The sequence below is a fragment of the Thermopolyspora flexuosa genome (assembly GCF_006716785.1).
Taxonomy (GTDB): Bacteria; Actinomycetota; Actinomycetes; order Streptosporangiales; family Streptosporangiaceae; genus Thermopolyspora; species Thermopolyspora flexuosa.
Map to the genome: position 1 here is coordinate 2,232,412 of NZ_VFPQ01000001.1, position 19,800 is coordinate 2,252,211.

Consider the following 19,800-nt stretch of genomic DNA (forward strand, 5'->3'; position numbering starts at 1 on the left):
CACCGTACGCGAAGAGCGACATATTAATTACGGAGAGCAATCTCTTGCCCGATTTCGTGGGCTTTCGCGGTTAGGATCGCAGTAATTGATCTTTTTGGCGAACCGTTCACGGGGGGATCGCGTGCTGAAGGGCATCGACGTCTCGAACTGGCAGCGCCGCGTCGACTGGCGGGCGCATGCCGAGCGCGGTGTCGCCTTCGCCTTCGCCAAGGCCACCGAGGGCGACACGTTCGTCGACCCGTGGTTCGAACGCAACTGGGAGGGCATGCGGGAGAACTGGATCGTCCGCGGCGCCTACCACTTCGCCCGGCCGGGCGGCAAGAACCCCGAGGAGCAGGCGATGCACTTCCTCAAGGCGGTACGGCGGGCCTGCGCCGCCTCCGGGCGCCCCGGGCTGCGCCACGGCGACCTGCTCGCCCTCGACCTGGAGACGAACGACCGCCGCAGGCCGCACGAGGTGGCCCGGTTCGCCCGCCGCTGGTGCGCCGCGGTGATCGAGCGCACCGGCGTGCGGCCGTTCGTCTACACCCACTACACCTTCGCCATGCAGGGCCACTGCGACGGGCTCGAGGTGCTGCCGCTGTGGATCGCCGCGCCCAGCTACCCCAAGGGCGATCCGGTCGTGCCCGAGCCGTGGGAGACCTGGACGATCCACCAGTACGCCAACAGCCCCATCGACCGGAACGTCTTCGACGGCACCCGGGGCGAGCTCGTCCGGTACGGCAAGCGGCGCCGCAGGCCCGCCGCCCGGCGCCGCGCCCGCGACCGCCGCGCCGACCGGTGACCCGGGCCGCCGCCGCGGCCGGGGCGGTCACGGGCCGGGTCCGCGCGGCCGGGCGTGCGCGCGCCGCGGCGGGCGTATCATGGGGGACATGGCGGCCGCGGTCGAGTTCCTGACGACCACGCCGGGCCCGGCCCGGCGGTGCGGTCGCGTGCACTGAGGAAGTGGCGTAGCCAGCAGCCCCGGGAGCGGTCCCGGGGTTTTGTTCTTCCTCGGCCCGCTCCCCTCGACGGTGGAAGGAGAGGAGCGCATGGCGCCGCCGGTACCCGGTGACGGCCGTGACTCGGTAGCATCTGACCCCAGCGAATCAGCCTCATCGACCAGTCAAGGAGTCCGTGTGTCCACCGTGTCCCAGATCCGCATCACCCTCGACGGAACCGAGCGTGCGGTGGCGGCGGGCACCACGGCCGGTGAGGCGCTCTCCGCCGACGGCCGCACCGTGATCGCGGCCAGGGTGAACGGCCAGGCCCGCGACCTTTCCCACGTGCTCGCCGAGGGCGACGTGGTCGAGCCGATCACCATCGACTCGGAGGAGGGCCGGGCGATCATGCGGCACTCCACCGCGCACGTGCTCGCCCAGGCCGTGCAGGACCTGTTCCCCGAGGCGAAGCTCGGCATCGGCCCGCCGGTGGAGAACGGCTTCTACTACGACTTCGACGTCGCCCAGCCGTTCACCCCGGAGGATCTCAAGCGCATCGAGAAGCGCATGCGCGAGATCGTCAAGCAGGGGCAGGAGTTCCGGCGGCGCCGGGTCAGCGACGAGGAGGCACGGCAGGAGCTCGCGGCCGAGCCGTACAAGCTGGAGCTGATCGGGCTCAAGGGCGGTGCCTCCGAGGAGGAGAGCGTCGAGGTCGGCGGGGCCGAGCTGACCATCTACGACAACCTCGACCCCAAGACCGGCGAGGTGCGCTGGAAGGACCTGTGCCGGGGGCCGCACGTGCCGTCGACCAAGGCGATCGCCGCCTTCAAGCTGATGCGCAGCGGCGGCGCGTACTGGCGCGGCAGTGAGAAGAACCCGCAGCTGCAGCGCATCTACGGCACCGCCTGGGAGTCGAAGGAGCGGCAGGACGAGTACCTGCACATGCTCGAGGAGGCCGAGAAGCGCGACCACCGCAAGCTCGGCGTCGAGCTCGACCTGTTCTCCTTCCCGCCGGAGATCGGCGGCGGCCTCGCGGTGTGGCACCCCAAGGGCGGCATCACCCGCCGGGTGCTGGAGGAGTACTCGCGGCGGCGGCACGAGCGGGCCGGCTACCAGTTCGTGGTCACCCCGCACATCTCCAAGTCGACCCTGTTCGAGATCTCCGGGCACCTGGGGTGGTACGCCGAGGGCATGTACCCCCCGATGGAGATGGAGGGGGCGACCTACTACCCCAAGCCGATGAACTGCCCCTTCCACATCATGATCTACAAGTCGAGGGGGCGGTCCTACCGCGACCTGCCGCTGCGCATGTTCGAGCTCGGCACCGTGTACCGGTTCGAGAAGTCGGGCGTGCTGCACGGCCTCACCCGGGCGCGGGGCTTCACCCAGGACGACTCGCACATCTTCTGCACCCCCGAGCAGCTCGCCGACGAGCTCGCCTCGCTGCTGCAGTTCGTGCTCGACCTGCTGCGCGACTACGGGCTCACCGAGTTCGAGGCCGAGCTGTCCACCCGGCCGGAGAAGTTCGTCGGCGAGATCGAGCAGTGGGAGGAGGCCACCGAGGCGCTGCGGCACGCGCTGGAGAAGTCCGGCCTGCCGTACAAGGTCGCCGAGGGTGAGGGCGCCTTCTACGCCCCGAAGATCGACGTCCACATCAAGGACGCGATCGGCCGCCGCTGGCAGCTGTCCACCCTCCAGGTCGACCTGCAGATGCCGCAGCGGTTCGACCTGGAGTACCAGGCGGCCGACGGCACCCGGCGCCGGCCGTACATGATCCACCGGGCGCTGTTCGGGTCGGTCGAGCGGTTCTTCGCCATCCTGCTCGAGCACTACGCGGGCGCGCTGCCGCCGTGGCTCGCCCCGGTGCAGGTGGTCGGCATCCCGATCGCGGACGAGCACGTGCCGCACCTGGAGCGGGTGGTGGCGAGGCTGCGCGAGAAGGGCATCCGGGCCGAGGTCGACGCCTCCGCGGACCGCATGCAGAAGAAGATCCGCAACGCGCAGAAGCAGAAGATCCCCTACATGCTTCTCGCGGGCGACGACGACGTGTCGAAGAACGCGGTGTCCTTCCGGTACCGCACCGGCGAGCAGAAGAACGGCGTGCCGATCGACGAGGCGATCGAGGAGATCGTGAACGCCGTGGAGAACCGCATCCAGATCTGAGCGTGACCGTCGCCGCGGGGCGCCCCGGACGACCGGGCGTGCCCCGCGGTGTCGTTTCCGCGCGCTTTTCCAGCGGCCCTGGCGGAGGATCCGTGCCTGACCGGCGGCGGGTACGGCCGGGCGTCGTCTGACGCTCGCCCGCGCGCCGCGACGACCTCCGAGACGTCGCGCAGCCCCTGAAGGCGCGGTGGCCGGTGGGAGGCCCGCCGCGCCTTCGTGCGGCCTCGCCCGGCGAGCCGTGGGGGAGGGCCGTCCCGCCGGGATCAGGCGAGCGCGGCGGCCTCGCCGTCGTTCTGCGGGCCCGGGTGGGACGGGCCCGGCATCCGCACGTCCTCCACGGTGACGTTGACCTCGACCACGCGCAGGCCGACCATGCGGCTCACCGCCCGGGCCACGTTGATCTTGACCTCGTTCGCGACGTCGAGGATCACGCGGCCGTACTCGACGACGATGGTGACGTCGATCGCGACCTGGCGTTCCTCCACCTGCGCGCGCACGCCCGGGATCGGGCGGACGCCCTCGGCCCCCGCCCGGCCGTCCGGTTCGTGGCCGTGCTCCGGATCGCTGCCGAGGTCGGCCACGCCGGGCACCTCCCGGGTGGCGAGGGCCGCGATCTTCTCCACCACCTCGTCCGCGACCCTTATCCGGCCCTTCACCACGGCCGCGGTGACCGTCTCCATCGTGGTGGCGCCCCGCAGCGGGCGCGGCCGGGGCGTCACCCGGACGGCGGGCTCCGCGTCGGCCACGGGCACGACCGCGCCGGAGACGGCATCGGCGTCCGAGTCCGAGGCGTCGGCGGCGGAGCGTTCCGTGCCGGAGGAGTCCGGCGACGGGGACTCGGCCGCGGCCGGGGCGGTGCTCGTCGTGGACGCGGTCCACAGGGAGACCGACATCGTGGTCACCGCGCCGGAGGCGGACGACGTCGCGAACGGCTCCGCCTCGGACGGCGCGGCGTCGGCCGGGCCGGAGTCCACCGGGTCGGAGGATGCGGGGCCGGACGCCCCCGGGTCGGCCGGCGCCGGCTCGGAGGCCGCGCTGTCGGTCACCGCCGAGGCGGCCTCCGCCGGGTCGGCGGAGGCCGCAAGGCCGGAGGCGCCGGTCTCGGGCCGCTCGGGCTCGGCCTGCGTGTCCTCGGCCGAGCCGTACGACGAGCCGGTGTAGCCCGTCGCGGCGAACCCGGAGGCGGTGTGGCCGGTGGTGGTGAGCCGCGGCGAGGAGGGCTCGGAGTCGAACCCGGAGGACGACTCGGCCGAGGCGGGCTCGGCCGAGGAGAACCGCTCGGACGAGAACACCGAGGTGGAGTAGTCGGTCGCCGCGGGCTCCGCGGAGAACACCGAGGTGGCGAACGTGGACGAAGAGAACGCCGATGAGGAGGACGGCGACGGGCGCGAAGGGACGTGCTCGTCGCCCTCGGCGCCGCGGGCCGTGCCGGGCGTCGTCTCGGCCGAATCCTCTGCGGCGATGGCTTCGCTCATTGGTGGATCGCTCCTTCGGGTGCCTCTGCGCAGCGATTCGGAATTCTGCCCGATCTTTCCGCCCCTGTCGCCTCGGATGTCACACACACCACAGGCCGGTTCCGGGCATCCGTCCGGAAGCGGACGACCGTCCCGTCGGGGGCACCCTGCCCGGAACGGGCCGCGGGGGTCCTATGCTGCAAGACATGCAGGAGCCGATTGAGCAGGCCGGGGTGGGGGTGCCGGACAACTTCCAGCGCCTGTGGACGCCTCACCGCATGGCCTACATCAGAGGGGAGAACAAGCCGACCGGCTCCGGACCGGGAGACGGCTGCCCGTTCTGCGAGATCCCGAAGATGAGCGACGAGGACGGGCTCATCCTCGCGCGCGGCAGTACCGTCTTCGCCGTCCTCAACCTGTACCCGTACAACTCGGGTCACCTGATGATCTGCCCGTACCGGCACATCGCCGACTACGTGGAGCTGAACGAGGCGGAGACGGCCGAGATCGCGGACTTCACCAAGCGCGCCATCCAGGCCCTCCGCAAGGCGAGCGGCGCCCAGGGCTTCAACGTCGGCCTCAACCTCGGCCAGGTCGCGGGCGCCGGGATCGCCGCCCACCTGCACCAGCACATCGTCCCGCGGTGGGGCGGCGACACCAACTTCATGCCGATCGTCGGCCACACCCGCGTCCTGCCCCAGCTGCTCCGCGAGACCCGCGAGCTCGTCGCCGAGGCCTGGCCCTCCTGACCGTCCCGGCCCGGCCGCGTGCCGGGCGGCGGTCCCGCCACCCGGCACCGGCACGCCGTACGGCCGGGCCACCGGGCACGGTCAGATCAGGCCGGGCAGGCCCTCGGCGCGGCCCGAGGAGTCCGTGGCGGGCTTGTCGCAGGGCGCCCGGTGCGCGGTGCCGGGGGAGCCCTCGCGCCCGCCGGACGGGCCGTCGGAGGGCCCTGGGGAGGCCTCGCCCGCCGGGCCGATCGGGGCGAGACGCCCGTTCTCGCGGAGCATGCCGATCCCCGTGGCGAGGACCAGCGGCACCGCGAGGCCGAGCACCATGGACAGCACGGCGACGCCCGAGTCGTTGACGAGGGTGCCGACGACGCCGCAGACCAGGGAGCCCACCAGGCCCGCCTTGAGCATCGGCGACCGCTCGAAGGCGAGCGGGACGAGGCCCGCGCTGACCGTGCCCGGGCGGAGCACCGCGAAGACCAGGAACCCGAGCGCGGTGACCACGATCGGCATGAGGTTCGGGTTCAGCATCGTCTGGAGCATCGCGTCGAGCTTGCGGGCGATCACCGGAAGGTAGGTGCCGTCGGCGACCTGCCCGACGAAGCGGCCCAGGTGGGTCTGGTCGGCCGGGGGACGCAGGTGGTCGAGGAACGCGATCGCCATGATGAGCACGCCCCCGGCCGCGCAGAAGCCGCCGAGCCGGACGATCGACACCCGCGCCCCCGCCACGAGGAGGGCGGTGACGGCGATGCCCGGGAGGAAGGCGATCACGCCGCCGAAGTCGCTGCCGATGCCCGGCCAGCCGTCGAGGAGCATGGCCACCCCGCCGCACCCGGCGATGAACCCCACCGCCGCCCGCGGCCGCCCGGCGGTGACCAGCCGCTCCGCGCCCGCGGCGGCGAGCAGCAGCACCGAGGTGGCCAGCAGCGCGAAGGACACGTTGCCCAGGCCGTGGTACCGGCCGCCCACCACGGCGGTGTACCCCATCAGGCCGTCGATCTGCAGCGTGGTGCCGGTGAGCATGTCGCCGAGCAGCACGGCGGCGGTGACGCCGGTGACCACCGCGGCGGGGCCGAACGGGTGCCGCCGCCAGGGGCCGGCGAGGGCGGCCACGGCGAGCAGCACGACGATCGCGGCGACACAGCCGATCAGCGTCGCCGTGGGCGCCGCCGTGCGGTCCCACGGGAACAGGTTCGCCAGCGAGGTGGCGATCGGGATCGAGGCGAGCGCCACCGCCGCGACCCGCACCCCGCCGAGCGCACGCCGCCTGCGCAGCAGCACGAACGCGGCCACGTAGAACAGCACCTGAAGCGCCGCCACGCCGTAGAAGAAGAACCGGGTCGCGTTGCGCACGGTCTGCCCGCGCAGGTCGGCGCGGCGCACGATGTCCAGCGCCTCCTCGAGCGGGGCGGCGGCGGTGAGCCGCCACGGCGCGCCGATCACCACGGCGGGCACCTCGACGCCGGCCTGGACGAGCATCGTCGCGGTGATGTCGGGGAGCAGCACGATGTGGTCGCGGTGCGTGGACGCGGTGCCGACGAGCCGCCCGGTGCCGCCCGGGGTGCGCCACATCGCGACGCGCAGGTGCGGCACGCCGCCGTGGTCGGACAGGCCCGCGAGCAGCACGGCGGTGTCCGCCGGGAGGCGCTCGAGCACCGCGCCGACCTTCGCGTCGGCCGCGGCGACCGCCGCGGCGCGCTCGGCGGGGGAGAGCAGGTCGGGCTCCTTGGTGAGCACGCCGTCGCGCAGGTAGGGGCGGATCAGGTCGTCGACGTCCACCGCGAGCAGCGGGCAGCGCGACCACCCGGCGTCCGGCAGCGCGTCCGGCGTGGCCGCGTAGACGTCCACCCGGCCGTCCGCGTCGGCGAGGGCGAGCGCGGCGCCCGGGCCGACCGCGGCCGTGCAGTGCCCGGCCGCCCGCGCCGCGGCGCCGAGCGCGCCCGCGCTGTACCGGCCGCCGTCGCCGCGCAGCCGGTCGAAACCGGGGACGACCGCGCCCCCGCCCGCGGGCTCGGGAACCGGCGGCACGCCACACCGGCCCCCGGTCGAGGTGCGGATGCCCGCCGACACCGTGAGCCAGCCGTCGTACGGGCAGGTGGCGGTGGCCACCGCGCGCGGTGAGAGCGTGCCGATGGCGCTGCCCTGGGCGAGCCGCCACAGGTTCGGGGTGCGCCGCGGCCCGATGTCGTTCCAGTGCAGCCCGGGTACGCCGATCAGGGCCACCCGCCCGGGCGCCGGTGCGCCCTGCGGCGACCCGGCGGCGTGGGCCGCGGTGGCCAAGAGGCACACCCCAAGCACGATCACGGCCAGCAGTGCCGGCACGCGCCTCACGATTCGCCTCCCTCCCGCCCGTGGCCGTCCCCTTGCCGCGGGCGGCTCCGCCCCGTGGCCCGGGGCGGACGGCTCGCCGCGCCCCGCGGGCACGGCGAAGGGGAGTGCGGCCGCGCCCGTGGCCGATGTCACTGACACCTTGGCACAGAGATCACATATCCCGGGTGATTTGCCAATGGTTGTGCACAACGATTCGGCGAGTGCCCGGGATCGGCGGTCCGGGCCACGGGCGCGGGACGGGTACGGCACAGCCGCCGGGGGCGTGAGGGTACGGCGGCGCGCGCCGTCCGGCCCGCGCCGCCGTACCCGTGCGCCCAGGGCGCGGGCCGCGCCGCCAGGGCTCAGCCGACGTTCGCCACGGTGACCCGGGCCGCGGCGCTCTCGTTGTGCAGGCGGTCGAGGGCGGTCACGTAGTAGGTGCCGGTGGCGCGAATCGTGTAGGACTGCCGCGCCCCGCCGGTGGCCGGGACGACCGCGACGAGGTTGCGCGCCGAGGCGGTCGCGCACGCGTCGCCCTTGCCGCTCACCCGGTAGACCGCGTACGCGCGGGCGCCGGGCGAGGAGCGCCAGCTCAGCGTGGTGCCCTCGGCCGCCAGATCGGTCACCTTCGCGGGCTTCCCGCCGTCCAGGCCCTTGATCAGCGGGAGCAGCGCCGGGCGGCGGTAGTAATCGGCGACGATGCGGTCGAGCACGCCGAGCGGGTTGGTCAGCAGCTGCTTGGCGCTGAAGTAGACGTCGCCCTTCACCTCCGGCTGCTTGCGGTCGAGCGCGATGTGCGCGGGCAGCTCACCGGCCTTGGTCCAGGCCGGCTCGTCCTTGCTGCCCACCCGGTAGAGCGCCTGGCCGATGTACAGGTGCACGTCGGTGCCGCGCACCTCCTTCGCCCACCACGGCAGCAGCACCGAGTAGCTCGCCGCCTTGTGGCCGCGCGACCAGTAGAGCTGGGGCAGGATGTAGTCCACCGTGCCGGATTTGATCCAGTGCCGGGCGTCGGCGTGGATCGCGTCGTAGGCGGACATGCCGTTGGTGGCCGACCCGGTCGGGTCCTGCGCCTTGTTGCGCCAGATGCCGAACGGGCTGATGCCGAACTTCACCCAGCCCTTGGTGCGGTGCACGGCGTCCGACACCTCGGCCACGAGCCGGTTGACGTTGTCCCGGCGCCACTCGGCGAGCGGCTTGCCCTTGCCGTACTTCTTGTACGCGGCGGCGTCGTCGAACCTCGCCCCCTGGACGGGATAGGGGTAGAAGTAGTCGTCGAAGTGCACCCCGTCCACGTCGTAGCGCCGCACCACGTCCGTGACGACCTTGACGACGTGCTCGCGCACCTCCGGCAGGCCCGGGTTGTAGTAGGCGCGCCCGCCGTACTTGACGACCCACCCGGGGTTGCGCCGGGCCGGGTGGTTGGCGGGCAGCGCGGAGATGTTGGCGTCGTCCGCGGCCCGGTACGGGTTGAACCACGCGTGGAACTCCAGGCCGCGCTTGTGCGCCTCGCTGATGAGGAACGGCAGCGGGTCCCAGCCGGGGTCGCCGCCGGCCTTGCCGGTGAGGAACTGCGACCACGGCTCGAGGTCGGAGCGGTAGAAGGCGTCCCCGGCCGGCCGTACCTGGACGAAGACCGCGTTCAGCCGGCGCTTGACCGCCTCGTCGAGGATGCGCGTGTACTCGGCCTGCTGCCGCTGCACGGACAGGCCGGTCTTCGACGGCCAGTCGATGTTGCGTACGGTCGCGATCCACACCCCGCGCAGCTCACGCTTGGGGAAGGCGGCGTCGGCCGGGCAGTTCGGGGAGGACTCGGCCGAGGCGACGCGGGAGGTGGCCACGGCGGTGGCGGGTTTCTTCCCACCCTTCTCCTGCTCGGCCTGTGCCTTCGGTCCGAACACGTAGGCGGCCCCGGTCGTGGCGACGGCGATGACGGTGGCGACAAGCAGCGGACGGTGGTGCATGGTCCCCAAGTCTGGCACCGCGTCCGCCATGGCACGGTACGAAAACCCTATTGGTTGGTGATGACAAACCGGATCGTTGTCCAAAATTTGGGGCGAGCCGGGGCGGCCGCGTCCGGACACGGCCGCCCCTACCTGCCACATCCCGGACGAACCTGGACGGATCCGCCCGAGACCGGCGTCAGCTCGCGGCCTTCGCCTCGCCCGTCACCTTCTCGGCGAGGTGCTGCGGCAGCGGCTCGTAGCGCAGGAAGGACCGGGTGAAGGTCCCGGTGCCGTGCGACATCGACCGCAGGTCGATCGCGTAGCGGATGATCTCCAGCTCGGGGACCTCGGCCTTGATCAGCGTGCGGCCGGTGTTGCCGACCGGCTCGGTGCCGAGCACCCGGCCGCGCCGGGCGGACAGGTCCGACATGATCGTGCCGACGTAGTCGTCGGGCACGAGCACGGAGACCTCGTCCACCGGCTCGAGCAGCAGCATCGGCACCTTGTTCGCCGCCTCCTTCAGCGCGAGCTGCCCCGCGATCTGGAAGGCCATGTCCGAGGAGTCCACCGAGTGCGCCTTGCCGTCGTAGAGCGTCACCCGGATGTCCACCACCGGGTACCCGGCGACGAGCCCGCGCTCCATCTGGGTGCGCACGCCCTTCTCCACCGACGGGATGAACTGGCGCGGGATCACGCCGCCGACGATCTGGTCGACGAACTCGAAACCGCCGCCCGACGGCAACGGCTCGACCCGGATGTGGCAGATGGCGTACTGGCCGTGGCCGCCGGTCTGCTTGACGTTGCGGCCCATCGCCTCGGCCGTGCCGCCGAAGGTCTCCCGCAGCGGCACCCGCAGCTCGACCTTCTCCACCGCCACGCCGTGCCGCTTGGCCAGCCGCTCGAGCAACACGTCCGCGTGCGCCTCGCCCATGCACCACAGCACGAGCTGGCGGGTCTCGGCGTTGTTCTCCAGCCGCAGCGTCGGGTCCTCGGCCACCAGCCGGCCCAGCGCCTGGGACAGCTTGTCCTCGTCGGCCTTCGACCTGGCGCGGACCGCCACCGGCAGCAGCGGCTCGGGCATCGTCCAGGCGGTCATCAGCAGCGGGCGGTCCTTGTCGGACAGCGTGTCGCCGGTCTCCGCCCGGGACAGCTTCGCGATCGCCACCACGTCACCGGCGATCGCCTTCGAGATCGGCCGCTGGTGCTTGCCGAGCGGGCAGGACAGCGCGCCGATCCGCTCGTCGACGTCGTGGTCCTCGTGCCCGCGGTCGGCGAGGCCGTGCCCGGAGACGTGCACCACGGTGTCCGGGCGCAGCGTGCCGGAGAACACCCGCACCAGGCTGATGCGGCCGACGTACGGGTCGCTCGTCGTCTTGACCACCTCGGCGACGAGCGGGCCGTCCGGGTCGCAGGTGATGTCGGTGACCGGGGTGCCGTCGATCGTGGTGATCTCCGGCAGCGGGTGCTCCAGCGGCGACGGGAAGCCCTGGGTGATGCCGTCGAGCAGCTCGATCAGGCCGACCGCGGGGCCGGCGCCGGGGGCCGCGCAGACCGGCAGGACCGGGTAGAAGCCGCCGCGGGCCACCGCCTTCTCCAGGTCCTGGATGAGCATCTTGGGGTCGAGGTCCTCGCCCGCGAGGTAGCGGTCCATGAGGGACTCGTCCTCGCTCTCCTGGATGATGCCCTCGATGAGCTCGCCCCGGTACGTCTCGATCGCGTCGGCGTGCGCGGCGTCCGGCTCGCGCTCGGTGCGCTTGCCGCTCGTGTAGTCGTAGAAGGTCTGGGTGAGCAGGCCGATCAGGCCCTGCACCCGCTGGTCGCCGACGACCGGCAGGTAGAGCGGGGCGACGCCCTCGCCGAACGCGTCCTGGCAGGTGGCGAGGACCTCGTCGAAGTCGGCCCGCTGGTGGTCGATCTTGGTGATCACGACGGCGCGCGGCATGCCCACCGCCGCGCACTCCTCCCAGAGCATCCGGGTGAGCCCGTCGATGCCGTCCGCCGCCGAGACGACGAAGAGCGCCGCGTCGGCGGCCCGCAGCCCGGCCCGCAGATCGCCGACGAAGTCGGCGTAGCCGGGGGTGTCGAGCAGATTGATCTTGATGCCGTTGTGCACGACCGGCGCGAGGGAGAGGTTCACCGAGCGCTGCTGGCGGACCTCGACCTCGTCGTAGTCGCTGACCGTGGTGCCGTCCTCGACCCGGCCGGCGCGCGTGATGGTGCCGGTCGCGGCGAGCAGCGCCTCGACCAGCGTCGTCTTCCCCGCTCCGGAGTGGCCGACCAGCACGACGTTGCGTACCTTCTCGGGCCGGTCGGCCTCCGGTGCCCTGCCGGCGACTCCCGCTGCCCCTGACTTCTCCGCCACTTCGCCTCCTGGTGACTCGGAGGGTCGTGCCCGGTCGCGGAGCCTCGCCTCGCCGTGTGTTTCCCGGCCGTTCTCGTGGCCGCCGCCGCGCGTTCCGGTGGCGCCCGCTACACTTCCGGGAGTCCGCCTCCTTTCCCGTTGGTCCGGCTCGGCTCTTTCGCCCGGACGCGACCACGTTGTCTCGCTGCCACGCCCGGCGCCCCCAGCCGGACGCGCGCAGTGGGGGTATCGCTCGTGTGTCCCACCCTTTACCCATACGGCGGCTATCACAAGAGCCTGACGGTAAAAGTGCGGAATCAGACACGGATATCGGCCCGGCCGCGCGGTGTCCTACGATCGGACGGCAATGCTCAACGTCCTTCGTCCCACCGTGAGCCGCGTGCTGACCCCCCTGGGCCGGGCGCTCGCCGACCGTGGGGTCAGCCCCAACATGGTGACCGCCGTCGGCACCCTCGGCACGGTCGCCTCCGCGCTGTACTTCTTCCCGCGGGGCGAGCTGGTGTGGGGGGCTCTCGCCGTTGCCGTGTTCGCCCTCTCCGACATGATCGACGGGGCGGTGGCCCGCGCGAAGGGGGGAACCGGCAGCAGGTGGGGCGCCTTCCTCGACTCGAGCCTTGACCGCCTCGCGGACGCCGCCATCTTCTCCGCGCTCACCTGGCACTTCTTCACCGACGACCGGCCGGTGCTCGCCGGGGTGACGCTGTTCTGCCTGGTGGCCGGGATGCTCGTGTCGTACGTCAAGGCGCGGGCCGAGGGACTCGGCATGACCTGCAACGTCGGCATCGCCGAGCGCACCGAGCGGCTCGCCGTCGTGCTGCTGTCCGCGCTCCTCGGCGGCCTCGGCGTGCCGTACCTGCCCGACGCCGGGCTGTGGCTGCTCGCCGCGGCGAGCGCGTTCACCGTGGTCCAGCGGGTGCTCCATGTGCACCGTCAAGCGGTGACAGAATGAGGGTCAACTGAGGGTCACGCCGTCGCCGCCGACCACCGGGTACGGCGGCCTCGCCGCGCCGCCGGGGACGCCCGGGAGCGCGGTGCGCACGGCGGGGGAGAGCGCCGTAGGGTCGGACCTGAAAGCCCGCCCGTACGGCCCGGCCGGGCCGCCACGGCGGGCGGGCCGGGGCCGGGTGGACCGCCGGGTGGACAACTGTATGGGGTGAATCGCGCTGATCGATCGCATCGTCGCCGCCGCCCTGCACGCCGGATGGGTGCTGGTGCCGCGCCTCCCCGAGCGGGTGGCCGCCTGGATCTTCCGGCTCATCGCCGACTTCCTGTGGCTGCGCCAGGGCAGGTCCGTGCGCCGGCTGCAGTCGAACTACGCCCGGGTGCTCGGCTGCGCCCCGGACGACCCGCGGGTGCGCCGGCTCGGCCGCGCGGGCGTGCGCTCCTACATGCGCTACTGGATGGAGGCGCTGCGGCTGCCCGCGATGAGCCGGGAGCGCATCCTCGCGGGCACCGTCGCCCACGGTGACGAGATCATGTTCAAGTACCTCGACCGGGGGCAGGGCGCGGTGATGGCGCTGCCGCACATGGGCAACTGGGACCTCGCCGGCGCCTGGCTGGTGCACAAGGGCCACCCGTTCACCACCGTGATGGAGCGGCTCAAGCCCGAGTCGCTGTACGAGCGCTTCGTCGCCTACCGGGAGGGCCTCGGCATGGAGGTGCTGCCGCTCACCCGCAAGGAGGGCGGCAGCGCGGGCGCCTTCGGCGTGCTGGCGCGGCGGCTGCGCGAGGGGCGCCCGGTCTGCCTGCCCGCCGACCGGGACCTCACCGCGACCGGCGTGGAGGTGGACTTCTTCGGCGCCCGCACCCGCATGGCGCCCGGCCCGGCGCTGCTGTCCATCCAGACCGGCGCGCCGCTCATCCCGGCCGCGCTCTGGTTCGAGAAGGACGGCTGGGGGGTGCGGATCTTCGACGAGATCCCCGTCCCCGAGCACGGCACCCGGCAGGAGAAGGTCCAGATCATGACCCAGGCGATGGCGCGGGCCTTCGAGAAGGGGATCGCCGAGCACCTGGAGGACTGGCACATGATGCAGCGCCTGTGGCTCGACGACCTGGAGCCGCGCCCGGCGCCCGCCGGCGGGGCCGCCGAGGCCGCCGCGGACCCCAACCCCCCTGCGAGCGGGACATGAGGATCGGAATCGTCTGCCCCTACACCTGGGACGTGCCGGGCGGGGTGCAGGCGCACGTGCGCGACCTCGCCGAGGCGCTGATCGCCGACGGCCACCACGTGTCGGTGATCGCCCCCGCGGCCGACGACGCGCCGCTGCCGCCGTACGTGGTGCCCGCGGGCCGCGCCGTGCCGGTGCCGTACAACGGGGCGGTGGCCCGCCTGGCGTTCGGCTTTTTGTCGGCGAGCCGGGTGCGCAAGTGGGTGCGCGAGGGCCGCTTCGACGTGCTGCACGTGCACGAGCCGCAGGTGCCCTCGCTCGGCCTGCTCGCCTGCTGGGTGGCGCGCGGCCCGATCGTCGCCACCTGGCACTCGTCGATCCCGCGCTCCCGGATGCTCGCCGTCGGCGCGCCGATGCTGCAGAGCGCCCTGGAGAAGATCACCGGCCGGATCGTGGTCTCCGAGGCCGCCCGAAAGACCCTCGTCGAGCACCTCGGCGGCGACGCGGTGATCATCCCCAACGGGGTCACCGTGGACCGGTACGCGCACGGCGAGCCGCTGCCCGGCTGGCGGGACAAGGGCGAGGTGATCGGCTTCCTCGGGCGCATCGACGAGCCGCGCAAGGGCCTGCCGGTGCTGCTCGACGCGTTCGCCATGCTCGCCCCCGAGCGCCCCAGGCTGCACCTGCTCATCGCCGGGCCCGGCGACGGGGACGAGGTGCGCGAGCGGGTGCCCGCGGAGTACCGCGACCGGGTCGCCCTGCTCGGCATGGTGAGCGAGGAGGACAAGGTCCGGGCGTACCATTCGGTGGACGTGTTCTGCGCCCCCAACCTGGGCGGGGAGAGCTTCGGCATCGTGCTCGCCGAGGCGATGTCGGCCGGGGCCCCGATCCTCGCCAGCGACATCCCGGCGTTCCGCCGGGTGCTGGGGGAGGGGCAGGCCGGGGCGCTGTTCGAGACCGGCAACCCCGCCTCGCTCGCCCGCGAGGCCGCCCGGCTGCTCGACGACCCCGGGCGGCGGGCGAAGCTGTCCGACGAGGCGCGGATCGCGGTGCGCAGGTACGACTGGTCGACGGTGGCGCGGGACGTGCTGCGCGTCTACGAGACGGTGACCGCCGCGCAGGCGGGCGTCACCGAGGACGAGGACCGGTGAACGGGAACCGATGACGACCGCACTGGCCGGGGCACGGCCCCTGAGCGGGTTTGAGCGGGGGCGGCCGTGAACGCGACGCTGATCCTGGTGGTGGGCGTGCTCGTGGTGCTCACCGCCGTGTACATCTCCTGGCGGGCCGGGCGGCTCGACCGCATGCACATCCGGCTGGAGACCGCCCGCGAGGCGATCGACGCCGCCCTGGTACGGCGGGCCGCGGTCGCCCTCGAGCTCGCCGCCTCGCGCATCCTCGACCCGGCGACGAGCCTCGTGCTCGCCACCGCGGCCCACCACGCCCGCACCGCCGGGCCGGAGGAGCGCGAGCTCGCCGAGAGCGACCTGTCGAAGACCCTGCGCGCGGTGGTCGACCAGGACCGGTTCCGCGAGCGCATGGCCGAGGCCCCGGGCGGCCCGGAGCTCATGGCCGAGCTCGACGCCGCGGTGAAGAAGGTCGTCTACTCCCGCCGCTTCTACAACAACGCGGTCGCGGTGACCCGGGCCGCGCACCGGCGCTGGCTGGTGCGCACGCTCCGGCTCGCCGGTCATACCGAATTGCCGCAGTTCTTCGAGATGGACGACGATCCGCCCAAGACGTTTACGACAGAGAAGTAAGGGAACATCAGTAAACTTCTTCCCAATTTCCGAAGATTGGGAGGAGTTCTGCGGTGCGCTTGACCCGGATGGCCTGCGTCGTCCTGGCCGGTGGGGCGTTGCTCGCGCCTGCGGCCTGTTCGTCCGACGAGCCCGCGGCGGCCCCGCCGCAGGCGGCCACGGAGTCACAGACGCCGGCCCCGGAGCCGACGCCGCCGCCGTCCCACCCGTTCACCGGCGCGGCCACCGAGAAGCGCAACCCGGTGCTCGCCGTGAAGATCGAGAACACCGCGGCGGGCAAGCCCCAGATGGGCCTGAAGAGCGCCGACATCGTCTACGTCACCCAGGTCGAGGGCGGGCTCACCCGGCTGATCGCGATCTTCTCCTCGCGGTACCCGGCGAAGGTGGGCCCGGTGCGCAGCGCGCGCATCTCCGACCTGTACATCCTGTCGATGTTCGGCAAGCCCGCGCTGTCGTACTCCGGGGTCCAGACGAAGATGATCCCGTTCATGCAGCGCGCGTCGCTGTTCGACGTCTCCGACAGCGCCGCCCCCGGCGCCTACCAGCGCGAGCCCGGCCGGGTCGCGCCGTACAACCTGGTCGCCTCCCCGCGCAAGCTGCTCGCCAAGGCCCCCGACGCGACCGAGGCGAAGGACATCGGGTTCGTGTTCGGCGACGCCCCCGAGGGCGGCACCGAGCGCAAGACGTTCACCGTGCGCTATCCGGCCGCGCGGTTCACCTTCGGCTGGTCCGAGCGCCGCAAGCAGTGGCTCATCTGGCAGGACGGCAAGCGCAACATGGCGGCCGAGGGCGGCCAGCTCGGCGCGCCCACCATCGTGATCCAGTACGTCAAGACCACCCGGTCCCAGTTCCACGACGTCAACGGCAGCTACACGCCGCTGCTGCACACCGTCGGCAAGGGCCGGGCGGTGGTGCTGCGGGACGGCAAGGCCTACCAGGCCCGCTGGTCGCGGCCGAACCAGAGGTCCGGCACCACCTTCACCACCCCGGACGGCGAGCCGATGCCGTTCGCCAAGGGCCAGGTCTGGGTGGTGCTCGCCGCGCCCAAGCCGGTCGCGCCCTGACGCCCGCCGCGCGAGCCGTACCGCGGCGCCGGTACGGCGTGGCGGCCGGGCGGCCCCGTCGGCCGAGGATCGGCGACCACGTATCCTTGGTGCTTGAGCAAGCATGTCCGTGATGTGAGGTAGGACCGTGTCCAGCAGCCCCGAGACCACCGAGACCACCGACGCCCGCGGCACCGCTCCCGAGGTGGGCACCGCCCGGGTCAAGCGCGGCATGGCCGAGATGCTCAAGGGCGGCGTCATCATGGACGTCGTCACCCCCGAGCAGGCCAAGATCGCGGAGGACGCGGGCGCCGTCGCCGTCATGGCCCTGGAGCGGGTCCCCGCCGACATCCGGGCCCAGGGCGGCGTGGCGCGGATGAGCGACCCCGACCTGATCGAGGGCATCATCAACGCGGTCTCCATCCCCGTGATGGCGAAGGTGCGGATCGGGCACTTCGTCGAGGCGCAGGTGCTCCAGGCGATCGGCGTCGACTACATCGACGAGTCCGAGGTGCTCACCCCGGCCGACGAGGCGCACCACATCGACAAGTGGGCCTTCACCGTGCCGTTCGTGTGCGGCGCCACCGACCTGGGCGAGGCGCTGCGGCGGATCGCCGAGGGCGCCGCGATGATCCGGTCCAAGGGCGAGGCGGGCACCGGCAACGTGGTCGAGGCCGTCCGGCACATGCGCAAGATCCGCCAGGGCATCCGGTGGCTCACCACCCTCGACGAGGCCGAGCTGTACGCGGCTGCCAAGGAGCTGCGCGCGCCGTACGAGCTCGTCGCCGAGGTGGCCAAGACCGGCAAGCTGCCGGTGGTGCTGTTCACCGCCGGTGGCATCGCCACCCCCGCGGACGCGGCGATGATGATGCAGCTCGGCGCCGAGGGCGTGTTCGTCGGCTCCGGCATCTTCAAGTCCGGCGACCCGGCCAAGCGCGCCGCGGCGATCGTGAAGGCGACCACCTACTACGACGACCCCGACGTGATCGCGAAGGTGTCGCGCGGGCTCGGCGAGCCCATGGTCGGCATCAACGTCACCACGCTGCCGGAGAGCGAGCGCCTCGCCAACCGCGGCTGGTGAGATCCGGCGGGTGACGGGTAAAGCCGGGATCCGGGTCCGGTAAAGGTTCCGGAGGTCCCGTCCCGACGGGGCACGCACGGCGGCGATCTTCGAGAGGCTGCGGTCGTCCGACCGCAGCGATCGTCTCGGAGGTCGTGCCGTGCCCGCCCAGCCCTCCAGGAGGTCTTTGCTCCTCGCCGGCCTCGGCGGCGTCGCCGGACTCGGCGGGGTGGGGGCGCTGACCGGCGGCCCCGCCCGCGCGGCCCGTGCCCGGAGCGAGGACGGGTGCGGGCCGGACCCCGGCCCGCCGCCGCCCGCCGCGCCGGTGCGCCCCGACCCGTTCACCCTCGGCGTCGCGTCCGGTGACCCGGCCCACGACGGCTTCGTGATCTGGACCCGGCTCGCCCCCTGCCCGGACGCCGAGGACGGCCGCGGCGGCATGCCGTACCGGGCGGTGCCGGTGTTCTGGGAGGTCGCCGCGGACGGCCGGTTCCGCGACGTGGTGCGCAGCGGGATGTACCTCGCCCGGCCGGAGTGGGCGCACAGCGTGCACGTCGAGCTGCACGGCCTGCGGCCCGGCCGCGACTACTGGTACCGGTTCAAGGCCCTCGGGCACATCTCGCCGGTCGGGCGGGCGTGCACCGCCCCCCACCCGGGCACGTACGGCCCGCCGCTGGTCATGGCCTTCGCCTCGTGCGCCCACTACGAGCACGGGCTGTTCACCGCCTACCGCCGCCTCGCCGAGGACGAGCCCGACCTCGTGGTCCACCTCGGCGACTACATCTACGAGAACGCGGCCACCCGCAAGTGCACCGCGGTGCGCCGCCACGACGGCCCGGAGGCGGTCGACCTCGCCGGCTACCGGCTGCGGCACGCCCTCTACAAGCGCGACCCCGACCTGCAGGCCGCCCACGCCGCGGCCCCCTGGCTCGTGGTGTGGGACGACCACGAGGTCGACAACAACTGGGCGGGCGACATGCCCGAGGAGCGCTCGCCCACGCCGCCGGAGGAGTTCCCGCTGCGCCGCGCGGCCGCGTTCCGCGCCTACTACGAGCACATGCCGCTGCGCCGCTCCTCGCTGCCGCGCGGGCCGTACATGCCCGTCCACCGGCGGGTGCACTGGGGACGGCTCGCCGTCTTCCACGTGCTCGACACCCGGCAGTACCGGCACGACCAGTGCTGCGGCGACGGCTGGCGGCACTGCCCCGAGTCCGCCGACCCGGCCCGGTCGATCCTCGGCCCGGAGCAGGAGCGGTGGCTGCTCCGCGGCCTCGCCGCGGGCCTGGCGCGCTGGGACCTCATCGCCCAGCAGGTGTTCTTCGCCCAGCGGGACGCCGACGCCGGGCCGCTCAAGCTCACCAGCCAGGACGCCTGGGACGGCTACGCCGCCTGCCGCGACCGCATCACCCGGGGCTGGGTGCGCGCCGGGGTGCGCAACCCCGTGGTGCTCACCGGCGACGTGCACACCCACTGGGCCGCCGAGCTCAAGGCGGACTACGACGATCCCGGCTCGCCGAGCGTCGGCGTCGAGCTCGTCACCACCTCGATCAGCAGCGGCGGCGACGGCCGCGACATCGACCCGTCCGCCGACCCGTTCCTCGCGATCAACCCGCACCTGCGCTACCACGACGCGCGCCGCGGCTACGTGCGCACCCGGCTCACCCCCGAGACCCTCACCGCCGACTTCGTGGCCGTGCCGTACGTCAGCCGGCCGGGGGCCCCGGCCGAGGTGCGGGCGCGGTTCGTGGTGGAGGACCGCGTGCCCGCGCTGCACTGCGTCCACCGGAAGCCGCCGGCGCGCGGGGCGTTCCGGTCCGGCGAGGATCTGATCCGGTGGACGATCGAGGAGGAGACCCGGCCGTAGCGGTACGGCGCGGCATCCGATACGGCATCGGGGGACGAGACGCCGGGATGGTCCCGTTCGCCGGCCTCGCCGGGAGCGT

At 73.1% G+C, this 19,800-nt stretch carries 14 protein-coding genes; 10 read left to right on the forward strand and 4 right to left on the reverse strand.

All coding sequences use genetic code 11. The features are described from left to right. Window positions 1–121: 121 nt before the first annotated feature. A complete protein-coding gene (locus FHX40_RS09410; protein WP_170198783.1) occupies window positions 122–784 on the forward strand; it encodes a glycoside hydrolase family 25 protein in 663 nt (220 codons plus the stop codon). 334 nt (window positions 785–1,118) lie between these two features. Continuing rightward, entirely contained in the window at window positions 1,119–3,083 is a 1,965-nt protein-coding gene (gene thrS / locus FHX40_RS09415) for a threonine--tRNA ligase (RefSeq protein WP_142259256.1), read from the forward strand. Window positions 3,084–3,346: 263 nt separating this feature from the next. On the opposite strand, the gene FHX40_RS25465 is transcribed toward thrS, so the two are convergent. Then, the gene (locus FHX40_RS25465; RefSeq protein ID WP_211350223.1) at window positions 3,347–4,558 is read right to left on the reverse strand and encodes an Asp23/Gls24 family envelope stress response protein; all 1,212 of its coding nucleotides are present in this window, start codon (window positions 4,556–4,558) and stop codon (window positions 3,347–3,349) included. Between the two features lie 185 nt (window positions 4,559–4,743). On the opposite strand from FHX40_RS25465, the gene FHX40_RS09425 reads away from it, so the two are divergent. Beyond that, a complete protein-coding gene (locus FHX40_RS09425) occupies window positions 4,744–5,286 on the forward strand; it encodes an HIT family protein (protein ID WP_280525108.1) in 543 nt (180 codons plus the stop codon). An 81-nt stretch (window positions 5,287–5,367) separates the two neighbouring features. Here the strand turns inward: FHX40_RS09425 and FHX40_RS09430 are convergent, their stop codons facing one another. The 3 genes from FHX40_RS09430 to FHX40_RS09440 all read right to left on the reverse strand — a co-directional run bounded on the left by FHX40_RS09430 (window position 5,368) and on the right by FHX40_RS09440 (window position 11,886). Then, window positions 5,368–7,590 carry a hypothetical protein gene (locus tag FHX40_RS09430; RefSeq protein WP_189136279.1) on the reverse strand — a complete coding sequence of 741 codons (2,223 nt, stop codon included), beginning with the start codon at window positions 7,588–7,590 and terminating at the stop codon, window positions 5,368–5,370. 350 nt (window positions 7,591–7,940) lie between these two features. After that, window positions 7,941–9,542 carry a glycoside hydrolase family 10-like protein gene (locus FHX40_RS09435; protein WP_142259258.1) on the reverse strand — a complete coding sequence of 534 codons (1,602 nt, stop codon included), beginning with the start codon at window positions 9,540–9,542 and terminating at the stop codon, window positions 7,941–7,943. 178 nt (window positions 9,543–9,720) lie between these two features. Beyond that, on the reverse strand, window positions 9,721–11,886 hold the full coding sequence (locus tag FHX40_RS09440) for an elongation factor G-like protein EF-G2 (protein WP_142259259.1): 2,166 nt from the start codon (window positions 11,884–11,886) through the stop codon (window positions 9,721–9,723). A gap of 346 nt (window positions 11,887–12,232) precedes the next feature. Here FHX40_RS09440 and pgsA point away from each other — a divergent pair, with 346 nt between their 5' ends. The 7 genes from pgsA (at window position 12,233) to FHX40_RS09475 (ending at window position 19,721) form a co-directional block, all read left to right on the forward strand. Next, window positions 12,233–12,835 carry a phosphatidylinositol phosphate synthase gene (gene pgsA / locus FHX40_RS09445; protein WP_142259260.1) on the forward strand — a complete coding sequence of 201 codons (603 nt, stop codon included), beginning with the start codon at window positions 12,233–12,235 and terminating at the stop codon, window positions 12,833–12,835. A 226-nt stretch (window positions 12,836–13,061) separates the two neighbouring features. Further along, window positions 13,062–14,015, forward strand: a complete 954-nt coding sequence (locus FHX40_RS09450) for a phosphatidylinositol mannoside acyltransferase (protein WP_342353869.1) — start codon at window positions 13,062–13,064, stop codon at window positions 14,013–14,015. Continuing rightward, complete coding sequence (locus FHX40_RS09455) at window positions 14,012–15,145, forward strand: glycosyltransferase family 4 protein (RefSeq protein ID WP_142259262.1); 1,134 nt, start codon at window positions 14,012–14,014, stop codon at window positions 15,143–15,145. The genes FHX40_RS09450 and FHX40_RS09455 overlap by 4 nt, the downstream gene beginning before the upstream one ends. A gap of 66 nt (window positions 15,146–15,211) precedes the next feature. After that, entirely contained in the window at window positions 15,212–15,754 is a 543-nt protein-coding gene (locus tag FHX40_RS09460; protein ID WP_142259263.1) for a hypothetical protein, read from the forward strand. 53 nt (window positions 15,755–15,807) lie between these two features. Beyond that, a complete protein-coding gene (locus tag FHX40_RS09465) occupies window positions 15,808–16,818 on the forward strand; it encodes a DUF3048 domain-containing protein (protein ID WP_229789117.1) in 1,011 nt (336 codons plus the stop codon). Between the two features lie 127 nt (window positions 16,819–16,945). Then, a complete protein-coding gene (pdxS, locus tag FHX40_RS09470; RefSeq protein WP_142259264.1) occupies window positions 16,946–17,878 on the forward strand; it encodes a pyridoxal 5'-phosphate synthase lyase subunit PdxS in 933 nt (310 codons plus the stop codon). A 166-nt stretch (window positions 17,879–18,044) separates the two neighbouring features. Next, on the forward strand, window positions 18,045–19,721 hold the full coding sequence (locus tag FHX40_RS09475) for an alkaline phosphatase D family protein (protein WP_229789116.1): 1,677 nt from the start codon (window positions 18,045–18,047) through the stop codon (window positions 19,719–19,721). Window positions 19,722–19,800 lie beyond the last annotated feature (79 nt).

Coding starts and splice junctions, on each gene's coding strand:
- FHX40_RS25465 (WP_211350223.1), bottom strand. CDS start 4,558: ATGAGCGAAGCCATCGCCGCAGAGGATTCGGCCGAGACGACGCCCGGC.
- FHX40_RS09425 (WP_280525108.1), top strand. CDS start 4,744: ATGCAGGAGCCGATTGAGCAGGCCGGGGTGGGGGTGCCGGACAACTTC.
- FHX40_RS09435 (WP_142259258.1), bottom strand. CDS start 9,542: ATGCACCACCGTCCGCTGCTTGTCGCCACCGTCATCGCCGTCGCCACG.
- pgsA (WP_142259260.1), top strand. CDS start 12,233: ATGCTCAACGTCCTTCGTCCCACCGTGAGCCGCGTGCTGACCCCCCTG.
- FHX40_RS09455 (WP_142259262.1), top strand. CDS start 14,012: ATGAGGATCGGAATCGTCTGCCCCTACACCTGGGACGTGCCGGGCGGG.